Annotated in this window: 1 protein-coding gene (running past one end of the window); it reads right to left on the bottom strand. The window is 69.7% G+C overall.

Annotation, left to right across the window (positions count from 1 at the left end):
- A protein-coding gene (locus tag ACFC4D_RS07445) for a hypothetical protein (protein WP_376062113.1) crosses the window boundary here: on the bottom strand, nucleotides 1-12,655 show its start. The gene continues 20,924 nt to the left of window position 1, outside the view; only the first 12,655 of its 33,579 coding nucleotides appear in the window; the start codon lies at nucleotides 12,653-12,655; its stop codon lies off the left edge, out of view.

Raw genomic sequence — 12,655 nt, 5'->3', positions numbered from 1 at the left:
TCCGACGGCGCGGATTGTCCGCGGCGCTCGGACGATGGTCCTCGGGCGTGGGCGCGTGGTCGGTGCGCTGGATCGGGGCCGCGCCATCGGGGTGCGGAGTCGCCGGGGCGGCCTCGTTCGCGCGCGGGGTCGGGTCGCCCTCGGCGAAGGCCCGGGGCGGTTTCAGGGTGCCGTCGGGGTTGAATGGGGTGTAGGTGTCGCGGGGTGGCGGAGCCGGGCGGTCACGACCCGCCACGCGCTCGGGATCGAAGTCGAGGCGGCGGACCGGGGTGGTGCCGCGCAGCGCGGCCGAGTCGATCAGGAGTTTGTGCAGGATCTTGGCGGGTTCGCTGGCGGCATCGCCGTTCAGGCGCACGTCGGTGTACGCCTCGGCGAGCGCCTCGTGGGCGTTGAACAGCTTGTTGAACAGGCCCGGTTTGAAGCTGTAGGTGGTCAGCTGGTTCAGCCAATCGGCGAAACCCTTTGTGGTGCCCCGAGTTTGCTCGTAGTGCTGTAGCAGCGTATCGAAAGCGGCGTTACGGGCGCGTATCTCACCGGCCAGGTCGAGGACGTGACCGAACTCGTGCACGACCGTCGCGTAGATCGGGCGCTCGGCGGAGTTCGGCACCGAATCGCGGATCGACTCGCTCACCCGGGCCATACGGGCGAATTCGGCGGGATCGGTGGCGTACCGCTCGTTGAGCACCATGGTCTCGGCATAGATCCGGCCGTCCGGACCGACATCCGGATGCACCTCGCCGACGACTCGATCGCCGTCCTCGACCGGGCCGATGCCGACCCTTCCCAGCGGGGCGTCCGGATGCAGGGTCATCTCGTCATCGATGCCTCGGGCGAATTCGCGCAGCACCTCGACATCGACGCGCGGATCGTCGAAGTTGAAGGCCTCCAGGCCCCAGCGCTCGGTGAGCCGCTCGGCGATCTGCTCCGGATTCAGCTGCGCCCATTCATCATTCGGGCGTGGGGACCAATCGGGCGCGGGATCGGCGGTGCGCTCACCCGGGGTGGAGTCATCGTCGGCGCGGGAACGGTCCTCGGGCGCACTGTCCTCGGCGGGGCGGCGGGCATGGTCCGGGTCGAGGGCGCGGCGCTGACCGGGAGCGCCCGGATCGTCGCCATTTCGGGGACGGGGGTTGTCGGCGGGGGTGCCGGCATCGCCACCGAAGCGGTCGGTGAGGCGCTGCCAGAGGCCGCGCGGGCGTTGCGGTTCGCCGCTCAGCGGGGCCGCGCCGTCACGCAGGGTGGTGGCGATGCGGTCGGCCAGCCGGACCGGATCGGTGTCGGTGAGATGGCGGAACTGGTGGGCAAGCACATCCGATGGGCCACCGGCTCCGGTCGGGCCGGGGACGCGCCAACCGCCGCGACCGTCTCGCTCGAGCCACATGTGCAGATCGACATCGCCGACACGGACTTGGAATCGGGTGTAGCGGTCCGGATCCTGGACGCGGTGCGCATCGGGCGATTCGCCCTCCCACACCGGCATCGACAGGCGGCGGGTCACCAGATCGCGGGCCACGGCGGCCGGATGCGGGTGTGCGATCGCGGGATCGGAGTCCGCCATCCGGTGGCCGACGCCCAGGAAGCGATCCGACAGACTCGTCGGCACCTGCTCGTGCATGCGATCGCGGTTCATCGAGAAGCGCGGGCGCGTGGTGGACTCGAACGCGTTCGGACCGAGCTGGCGTAGCCAATGCTCGAATCCCAGTGTGGTAGAGCCATTTTCGCGGTAGCGCAGATAGTGGGCGAGCATCTCGCCGAGCGCCTCGGTATGGCTGGGGCGACGCATATCCCCCTCGGCGTGATGGGCCGAGATCACATCGGTGCGGAAACCGCCCGCGCCGTCCGGCATGACCTGTCGGTACTCGATGCGATGCGCGTTGTCCCACAGGGCATTCGCGTAGTGGGGATCCCGCGCGGCCAGCGCCTCCAGGGCAGCCATATGGCCGCCCTCGGTTGCGTACACGATCAACTTGGATTGCGGGCCGGTGGTCGCGGGTTCCCGCACCACATGGTCGGTCAGCCGTTCCGAAACCGGGTAACCGCCACGCATCGCGTCATCGGCGGCTCGCTTCGCCGGATCGGCGTTCTCGGCCTCACGATCCGGATGCGCGGACGGCTCATCCCGAGCCGGGACGTGATCGGAGGGCGGTGGCGGTACGCGGGGATCGGGGGCTGGTTCGGAGTGGTCGGAGTGCGGCGGAGCCGGGTCGATATTGAGGGGGCGGCCCCAGCGCGGGTCGTTGGGTTCGCCGTAGGAGCGGACCACGTCGAAGGCTATTTCGGCGGCATCGAGGCCGGTCTTCCTCAGATAGCGGTTCAGGGCGTCGACACCCGCCTCGTAGGCGCGGGTGTGGGCGTCCGGGGCATCGCCCGCTCGGGACAGTGCCTTGTCGTAGGCCGCGGTGTAGGCGCGTTCCGCCGGGCCGGTCGGAATCGGGGTACCGGCATCGCGGAGCAGGCGCAGGTGTTCGATCCCCAGGGCGTAGTCGGCGGCACGACGCTCACGGGCCGCCGGGGTGTCCTTACCGTGCACGGGCGCGGGGGTGGCTTCGGTCCTCGGCGAAAGACCGCGTGCGCGATCCCATTCCGCGCCGTGTACGACTCCGAGGTCACCGTAGCGGGCCACCAGGGGCCCGTCGGAGACCAGCCGCGCGCGTACCTCGCGGACGGCGGCGCGGTGGGCGGCGGCCTCCAGCATGCGGCGGGTGGCGGCGTCATTGCCCCGGTAAGCCTTGGTCGCGGTCTCCAGCGCTTTCTGCCTGGTCTCCAGGAAGGCGCGCTCGAGCGGGTCGCGCACCGGCGGGCGCTCGAAACCGCCGCGCTCGTAGATGATTCGGCTGTTCTCGTAGGACAGGGCCAAGCCCTCGGCCTGCCTGTCCAGCATGATGCGCACGTACTCTTCGCGGGTCAGCGCGAAGCGCTCCGGCGGGCCCTCGACCGAATGCAGGGCATCGACCATCATCGCCGCGTGCACCAGATCGGCGACCGCACGCTCGTGCGAGCTCGAAGGATACGGCAGCACAACGGTATTCGTGGCCGGGTCATAACCCATCAGCGGGCCGAACTGGGTGCGGCCGTCCGGCAGTACTCGCGCCGAGGCCTCCGGCTCACCACTGAATCGGATGGCGACACCGTGCCGGTCCAGGGTTTCGACGGCCCAGCGGCTGACATCGGTGCCGGTTCGATGGTCGAGTCCGGTCAGGCGCAGCTGATCCCGCGCGGCCGAAAGCTCCAGCGGCAGTGGATGTTCCTGCCAGGACCCGCGCAGCGGCTCCTGGCCCGCGACGGGTTCGTGACCGCGCACGAGCGGTTCGTCGAACTGATCCGCGATGGCGTCGGGGCGGTTTCCGATGTCATTCGCGGGGAAAGGCCGCTCATCGCCGCCGCCGGTGAAACGGTCATCGGCCAGCAGTGCCTCGATACCGGCCTTGCGAGCGATATCGCGGGCGTCCGCGTCCGACAGCCCGGGGTCGTGCGTGCGGGCGGCGTGCACGGCGTCTTGGCCGGCGCGCACGTAATCGTCCTGCACCGATCGGCGGTAGTCCACCTCGGCTCGATCGTGCCATGCGTTCGAGGCGGGTCCATAACCGGCCGCGCGCAGGGCGTGCTCGAAATCCGCCTGCCGTGCGAAGGAGTCGGCGGCGGCCCGCAGACGGTCCTCCGGACTGCGATCGAGCGCGGGGCGAATCTCCGCATCCGCGCCGGGGCGGTCGGTGCCGTCGGAATCGTGGAAGTCCCGGTCGGCGAAATCGGAATCGGGATCACCGAACCCGCGATCGGCGAGATCGAAGTCCGGGTCGGTGAACGCCGTGCGGTCCGGTTCGGTGACGCCGTCGGGCTCGGTGCGATCAATCGGTGCCGCGGACTCCGGTCGGGGGCCGGTGAGCGTATCGAGATGAGCCGCCGCCGCGACGATCGCGGACGCCTGCTCCAGTTGGCCACGGTCGTGGGTGTCTATGACAAGTTCACGGGTGGCGGCGTGGTACGCGTCGGCTGTGCCCACACCCGCACCATCGGTGAGGCCCGCACCCGCGCCGTCGGTGAGGCGCAGGGTGACACCGGCTTCGCGCAATGCGGCCAGCGCCTCGCGGCCCGGTTCGGTCTGTGCCAGCACCTCGGTGACCGCGATCAGTTCGGCCGGTGCGGGACGACCCGCCCAGGCGTCCGGAGCCTCGGCGGGGTACGCGAGATCGCGTACCGCCTGCTGCTGCGGCGGGGCCTCGGCGCTCGGGCGATACGGTTCGGGTTCGGGGCCCTGCGGCTCCATATGATTGCTCGGTCCCCGCCGCCCGGGCGCCGAATCATCCTGCGGGCCAGTTTCATTCGCGGGGTGACTCGCGGCGGCGGGAAGGTGCTGCGCCGGATCGGATCCCACCGCGCGCGGATCGCGCGGTGCGTCGCCCGCCTGGTGATCGGCATGCCATCTGGCCTCGGCGGCGTCGAGCAGCGTCCAGTACAGCACCTTGGCGGGCTCGCTCGCGGCCTCGCCGTTGAGTTCGACATCCGCGAAGGCTTCGGCGAGCGCCTCCTTCGGGTGGAACATGCCGTTCTCTTGGAAGCTGTACCGGCTCAGCTTCCCCAGCCACGCCCGGAACGCCTCCTCATTACCCTTGATCGGGCCGTACTTCTCCTCGAAATGGTCGGCGAGGGCGTCGAAGGCGTGCTCTCGGGCGACGATATTGCCCGCGAAGTCCACCGAATGGCCGAGTTCGTGCACGATCGTCGAAAAGATCGGGCGCGCACCCGAACCCGGGACCATGCCGCTCCGAACCTCATCGCCGGTGAGCAGGCGGCCCAGCTCATGCGGGTCGGCGGCGAACTTCTGGTTCAGGACGATGTAGTCGGTATGGGTCGGATGGCCGTCCGGCCCCAGTGCGGGCCAGGCCTCGGCGTACACCGTGGCGTCGCTGATCTCACCGATCACCACCCGGCGCAGATCGACGACCGGATAGCGGGAGAGTACGGATTCGAGCGCACGGGCGAACTCGCGCAACGCTTCCGGATGCACGTTCGGATTGTCGAAACCCTCGACTACGAGGGCGAAATCCTCGCGCAGCGTGCGTTCGATGGTCTCGCGATCCATGGTGGACCAGCGGTCATCCGGGTGCGGCGACCAATCGCCGTCCTGCGGGGGCGTGGGCGCATCGGCGGAATCATGGTCCGCCGGAACATGATCCGCTTGCGCATGCGGGTCCTGAGCATGTTCCTGTGGCGCGGGATGCTCACTTCCCCAGTCATTTCCGTCGAAGAACTGGGGGCCATCACCTTCACCGGTGTGGTCGACCGTGCCCCAGTCGCCTTCGTCGAAGAACTCCGGACCCTCGGCGTCGTCGTCCATCGAACGGCGCTGTCCCGGTTGCTGATCCGGGCCGGGCAGATCGGGGCGGGTGTCGTCCACTCGCGTATTGCCCGGCTCGTCGGTGCGCCACGAACCGTCCGGCCTACGCGGCTGGTCGGGTTCGGGGCCCGCGTCCTCCCCGATCGGACGCGTCAGGTCGGGGCGCGTCGCATCCGTACGGGTGTCATCGACCGGCAGTCGCTCCGGACGCGTCGCATCGGTGCGAGTCTCGTTCGAGGGCAGTCGCTCCGGACGCGTCGCATCCGTACGGGTGTCGTCGGCCGGCAACGGCTCCGGACGCGTCGCATCAGTGCGAGTCTCGTTCGACGGCAGAGACTCCGGGCGCGTCGCATCGGTGCGTGTGGCGTCCGAGAGGTCGGGGTGGGTTGGGGCGGCGTCGAGCGGGGTGGGTGCGGCCGGGGCGGGGAGGCGTTCGTGTTGGCCCGCCAGTTCGTGGAAGACCTCGGCCAGGAGGTCCTGGCGCAGAGCGTCCGCGCGCAAGCGGTTCAGGACCGGGACGAGATTTTCGCGGGTGAGATCGACGTCGAGTTCGTCGGACAGGGCTGTGCGCTCTTCGGCCAGGGCACGGCGTTGCTCACCGACCTCGCGGTAACGGTCCAGGAGTTCGGTGTCCAGGGGCACCGAGGCGTGATTGTTGTTGACGCCGTGGTTGTCCAGGATCGTCACGGCGTCAGGGCCGAGCAGTTCGCGCAGGAAGCGGCGGCCCGGATCGTCACTGAGCAAGCCCTTCAGATCAAGGGGCAGCTCGCGACTGAACGGGGCGCGGCGGTCTTCGGCCTCGTAGCGGTTGGCGACATCCTCGAAATGATCGATCGCCTCGCTCCGCTGCTGCACCCGGGCGCGGATATCGGCTTCGGCCAGGCGTAAGGACAGCTGACTGTAATCTGGCAGCGCGACACCGAAACGTGCTGCCAGATTCGACAGTTGGGTCTCGAGGGCGCGGCGGTCCGCATCACCCTGCGTCGGGAGGGCGATATCGGCGCGGGTGTCCTCCCTGCCGGTCGGCTCGGCCGGATCGGGCTGGGGCAGAGCCGCATCCAGATCGACCCAGTGATCACGCAGCCGCTCGGGAACATCCACATCCGCGGCCAGACGCGGATCCGCCTCGGTCTCCCAGTAACGGTTCTCCGAACCGTCCGGATTCCTCGGGATAACGAAATCATCCGGGCGATCGGCGTTTATGCCACGGAAGAACTCCATGATCCGGCGACGCTCACGGAACAGGTCCACCAGCTCCTTGAGGAGTCGCACACCGCCGTTCGAGGTGAGTGCGGGGTCGACGTGACCGCCGAGCAGGAACGTGACGGCGTTCTCCAGGAACTTCGCGCCGAAACCGTCGAGCCGATTGCCCGAACCGTGCTTCGGGTGCGGAACGCGCGGCTCGCGCAGCAGCGACCCGATCTCCGAGGCGATATCCCGCAGCCGCTGCAGCGGTCCTTCCGCACGGGCCGCGGGGGATGCGGGCTCCGGCCACACCTGGACATCCGTTGGCGTGGGCGGAATCTCGGCCGGCTCGGCGGTCGGCAGATCCGTGCGGGTGTCGTCCACCCGCGTGCGATCACTGGCCGGCAAGTCGGGACTTGTGTCGTCCACCCGGGTGCGATCCCCGGTGGGCAGATCCGTGCGGGTGTCGTCTACGCGCGTGCGATCACCGGTTGGCAGATCCGTGCGGGTGTCGTCTGCGCGGGTGTGCTCGCTGACCGGGATGTCGGTGCGGGTGGTGTTCGGGTCGTCGGTGTTCCAGGAACCGTCGGGTCGGCGGGACTGGTCCGGGGGACCGTCCTGTTGCCAGGTGCCGTCCTCGCGGCGGGCCTGGGCCGGCGCGTCTTCCTGACGCCACGTGCCGTCTTCGCGACGCGAATGCTCGGGTGGACCGTCCTGTTGCCAGGTGCCGTCGAGCCCGCGGGCCTGATCCGGGGCAGTGTCGTGGCGGTCGGAGTCGGCGTGGTCGCGGGAGTTGTCGGACGAATCACGTTGCGAAGCAGTGGTATCCGGGGAGTGGTCGGGGATCGGGTCGATGGGACGGTCGAGACCGGCGCGGGTGGCGCGATCCAACTCCTCGAGTCCGGCGTCGATGCGGCGCTGCATCTCGCCCATTCGCGCCACGGTCTCGTCGAGGACGTCACCGGCGCGGTCGAGCGCCTCCACCAGGCCCGGTTCGCCGCCTTCGGCCGCCGCTTCCAGGTTTCGGGCCACCATGCGGTCCAGGGCGGCGAAGCCGTCATCGAGGCGGCGTTGCAGCTCGGCCAGCCGCGCCTCCGATTCGCGGATGACCGCATTGGCGCGATCGATTGCCTCCGCCACGGTTGGAGTCGAATCCAGCTGGGTGACATCGGGATTCGTCGCATCGAGCGATGCGTCCGACGGGCGCTCGGAATGATTCGGGTCATCCGGATCCGGCGTGGCCGACACCGCCGGAGGATCCTCGGGAGGCTTGCCGCCACCGGCTGCGTCGGACGAATCCGGTTGCGTGGCAGGCGAATCCGTTGCATCGATGGCGTCCGGGCGCGTGGGCAGCGCATCCTCACGCGTGGATCGCGCATCGGCACGCGGCGACCGTGAATCCTCCCGGGTAGAAGGTGTATCCGCACGCGTCGTCGGCGTGTCCACACGAGTGGCTGGCGTATCCGTGCGAGTCGTACCGGGTTCCGGGCGTGGGGTTTCCGGGTCGCGGCGGGTCGATTGTGGATCTTCGCGGGTGGCGTCGGTATCGGTGCGCGGAGTATCCGCGACCGGGTGGATGGGGAGGGAGTCTTCGCGGGTCGCCGTGGTCTCGTCGCGGGTGGTGTCGGTGTCCGGGCGTGCCCGTGCGGCGTCGGGGTGGGTTGCGGGGGTTGGGGTTTCCGCCAGGGGAAGAACGGTGGCCTGGATGCCGAAGTGGCCTTCGCCTCGGGTTTGGACGGCGTCGATGTGGATGTCCAGGCCGTGGGCCAGGAGCATGGCGGGGAGGCGGTCGCCCATGCGGGAGAGATCGCCGAGGAAGAGGGCGGGGGTGCCCGCCGGGACCGTCAGTTCGATGTGGTGGGTTACGCCCTGCAGGGACGGGAGCGCGCCGAGCATGGGGCGCAGGAACTCCGGGAGATGCTGGGTGGTACCGACCAGATCGGGCGGCGAACCGGCGAACGGGTTCTCGCCCGCAGTCCAGGTGACCATGACCGGCTCGGTGAGCGGGTGCAGGTTCAGGGCGCCGTTAATATCGGCTATGGCGCCGGCGATCTCGGGGGTGGGATCGGCCTCGCCGCGCAGGACCGCGTCGATCTCGGCCCGAGTGGGAGTGTCCGCCGGGCGTGCGCGCGGCGAGTCGCCGCCCGGATCGCCCAGGTAGGCACGAATCGCCTCGCGCTGCGAATCGGTGAGACGGGTATGCGCGTCTGCCCAGTTCTCGCGTCCGTACACCATGGCATGGGGGTCGAGACCGGCCTCGTCCGAGGTGCGCTGGAACCGCACCGGCTGATGGCCTTGACCGATGCGGACCCGCTCGTCCAGCATGGTGCGCTGCTTGGACGCGAGGCGGTGCACCGGATCACCGTCCGGTTTGAACAGGATCGCGTGGGTGCCTTGGGTTTCGCGGGGCACCACCGGCGGGAAGCCGTGCTCGCGTTCCGCGCCGGGATCCCGGACGACAATCTCGCCGCCGTCATTGACCAGGAGATAGGCATGTGCGCCGACGCCGTAGGCGTCCGCATCACCGGCGTAGTGATCGACGACCAGGGCCGACGAGCCGGGGCCCAGATCGCGTAGGCGATCGGCGATGGCGTCGTGGTCGGGGAATTCGCGGAGTTGTCCACCCGCCGCCGAGACCAACTCGTCTCGGGACATGCCCGAAGCGCCGATGGTGCGCTCGGGCAGGTTGATTCGATCGCTGCCGGTGAGATCGCGCAGCAGGCGCAGGGCCAGTTCCCCGCAGCGGCCTCGGGTGGAGCGGCGCTCGTCGTGGTCGGGGGCGGGCGAATCATCCTGCCGCGCCGGGGATTGCGCGGTGTCGTCCAGGGTGCCGGGATGCGGGGTCGCACCGTCGCCGCGATCCGGCGGGGTGGAACGCTGGCCGGGCTCGTCCTCGGGCTTGCGGGCATTCGGGCGCGGCTGCGCGGTGTCGGAGTCGGCTCGGTCCGTGCGAGAGCGCGAATCGGCGGGGCGTTGTGCACCATCGTGCGTGTGCGGGGTCGCGCCGTCCGCGATTGGAATCGGGGCCACCAGCAGGGCGTCCGGGTCATCGCCGCGGGGGCGGGAATCGTCATCGGATCTGCGCTGGGACGAATCACTCTCTGTGCGAGCGGGATCCGACGCACCATCGCGGACCGGGTGCGGCTGTCCACGGTCATCCGCGTCCGGCCGGGCGTGATCGGAATCCCGTTCCGCGTCCGAGCGGGGTTTCGCGTCCGAGTCATGGGGCGTCGTGTCGTCCGAGCGCGGCGAATCCTGCTGCCGCTCTTCGGAGTCCGGACGATCTCGGAAGCCGTCTTCGGTGTCCGCACGCGGGGATCGATCCGAATCGTGCGGAGTGGCGGCATCGTCGCGTGGGGACTGCGAATCCTGCTGTCGCTCAATGGTATCCGAGCGGTCGCGGACACCATCGTCCGAACCCGGTCGAGTATTCGAATCATCGCCGCGCGGCTCGGTGTCATCGGCACGCGGGGTGGTCTCATCTCGATGCGGGGTGGTCTCATCACCTCGCGAAGGGGCCTCATCGCTTCGCGGGCTGCTGTCGTCGTTTCGCGGGCTGCTGCCGTCGCTACGCGGGGTGGTGTCGTCGCTACGCGGGATGGAATCGGCGCGGTCCCGGGGAGCATCCGGCGAATCTTGGTGGTCACCAACGGTTTCTGCGCGGTCACGAGGGGCATTGGCAGAGTCGTCGGGGTGACCGGCACGGTGGTCCGTGTCGGCGGGGTTCGGGGGTTCGGAGTCGGGTTTGGGGGTGGAGGCGTCTGTATCAGGCTTCGGGGTGGGCGCGTCCGTATGAGGGGCGGATCGTTCGGGTGTGGCGAGTTCGGCCTTGGCTCCAGGGTCGGAAACCCCGGTGGGGCGAGAGTCTGCGGGGCGAGTATCTGTGGGGCGAGTGTCGGAGGGACGGGCGTCCGCCGGGCGCGACTCCGGACCCGCCTGTGGCCGTGCGGGTTCGGAGCGCGGGGCCGAGCCGTCGGCAGGGCGGGCCGTGGTGCCGTCGGAGGCGCGGGGGGCGGCGGAGACGGATCGGTCGTGGGTTCCGGGGTTCGCGTTGGGGTTCGATCCGGCGTTGACGCCGGAGGTGTTGCCCGCGTTCGTGTTCGGGGCGTTGGGGGAACTCGCGCCCGCGCGGGGGGCTTCGGCTGGGCTGGCACCGGCGGGTGAGTTCGCACCGGGAGATGAGGCACCGGAGGTTGCGGTAGGGCTCGATGCTGTACCGGGCGCGCTGCCGCCGGAGGCAGCGGCGGGCGAGGTACCTGGCGACGAGGTCCCCGGGGCGGTGCCGCCGGGTGATGAGGCGGCAGGTGACGATCCACCCGGAGACGAGGCAGAGGGCGACGATCCGCCGGCGGTCGGGGCAACAGGTGACGATGCGGCAGGTGAGGATTCGCCGGGAGCACCGGCGCCATGTGTGGTTCCACCCGATGACGAGGCGGGTGACGGGCTGCCGGGCGAGGATGCCGGTGACGTCGCGCCCGAGGAAGACGAGGGGGAACTGCTCGGGGAAGACGCCGGTGAAGTGCTGCCGGGCGCGGAGGACGGTGCGGTCGTGGGTGAACCGCCGGGGGTCGACGCGGGTGGTGTTCCGCCGGGGGCCATGGCGGTGGGTGCGCCGCTCGGGGCGGCGTTGATGGGGGTGGTGGGGACGGTGTCGGAGGCGTGGGGAGATGCGCCTCGGGTGCCGGGGTCGGTGGATGATGGTGCGCCGGAGTGGTTTTCGGAGGGGGCATGGGTGCCATCGGAGCCGTGCGGGGCGGCACCGTTCGGGCCGATACCGGGGTCGGTGGGTTTGGCTTCGTTCGCAGCGGGGTTGCGGTTGTCGGAGACGGCGAGGGGCTCACCATTGGAGTGGGTGCGGTCTTCGCCGGTGGTGGGGCGGTCATCGCCGTGCGTGCGGTCGGCGGAGTCGCCGGGATCGGCGGAACTGGCGGGGTGCGGTCTACTGCCGTCCGCACTCGCGCCGTCACCGGTCGTGGCACCGGTTCCGTTGTGGCCGTTGCCATTCGTACCGCCACCGTCCGTGCCGGGCGGGTGAATACCGGTTCCGTTCGCGCCGTTGCCGTTCAGGCCGGGAAGGTCACCGTGATTGCCGAGGCCGTTCGCTCCGTCGAATTCCGGTGGGCGGAAACCGATACCGGGTATGTTGCGGCCGCTACCACCCAGCCTGGAGTCCCAGAAGTTGTGCGCCAGTGTGTGATTGACGCCGGACATGGCTCCATTGGTGACACCGGCGGTGAGCATGCGCGGATCGAACTGGGTATTGGCCAGGTTCTGCATGGCCTGATCCAGGCCGTGCTGCATCACATCCGCCGCGAACTGGGTGCCGGTGGCGGCGACGAAACCCGCTCCCGCGCCGACAACTCCGGCACCGATGCCGGTCAGGCCCGCACTCACGACATGGTTGACCCCGGCCCGCCCCAGCTTGTTGCCGATCATCTCGCCGACCGGTCCGGCGGCGAGACCACCCGCGGCCGAGCTGACCGTGGTCACCGCGACCTGGGTCCAGTTGATGTCCTTGCGGTGCCCCTCGATCACCTGCCATTCCTGTATGCCGAGCTCCTGCAACGTGCCGAGCGCGGTATCGATGGCGGCGTGCTTGAGGAAGAACTTCACCAGTGACGCACCGGCCATGCGCGCCACCCGCGCCAGAATGGCGTCCAGCGCCTCGCGGCCGATGATGCGCACCGCGATGCGCGTGGCGACGGTGGCGGCGGCCTCCACCGCGGGTGCGGTGGGCGGGAACAGCCAGGCCGCGGCGATCTCCCCCGCCAGCAACGCCAGCGATGAGTAGAACATCAGCTTGGTGTATTCGATCTCGGTGCCGACCCCGTAGGCCGATTCACCGATCTGATCGAAGTACTTCGCCAGATCCGGTAGCGAGGTCGCCTCTTTGTCCCCGCCCTTACCGCTCAGGGAATCGAACGCCCGGGACATCTCCTCGATGCCCTTACCGTCCGTATATGCCGCCAGCGTCGCGTATTTGGCGTCATCGATCGACGAGACCATCGCGCGCAGGTCATCACCGGCTGTGCGCCAGTCCTGTGCCAGCGCCCACATCTGGTCTTCGTTCCCGTCCGGCCATTCCATGCCGACGAGCCAGCCCAGCCATTCCAGCGATCCGGGCAGTTCGATCAT

Source organism: Nocardia sp. NPDC056000 (assembly GCF_042269265.1).
GTDB lineage: Bacteria > Actinomycetota > Actinomycetes > Mycobacteriales > Mycobacteriaceae > Nocardia.
Note: the sequence above shows the minus strand (reverse complement) of the source record. Positions and strands in the feature narration are given on the sequence as shown.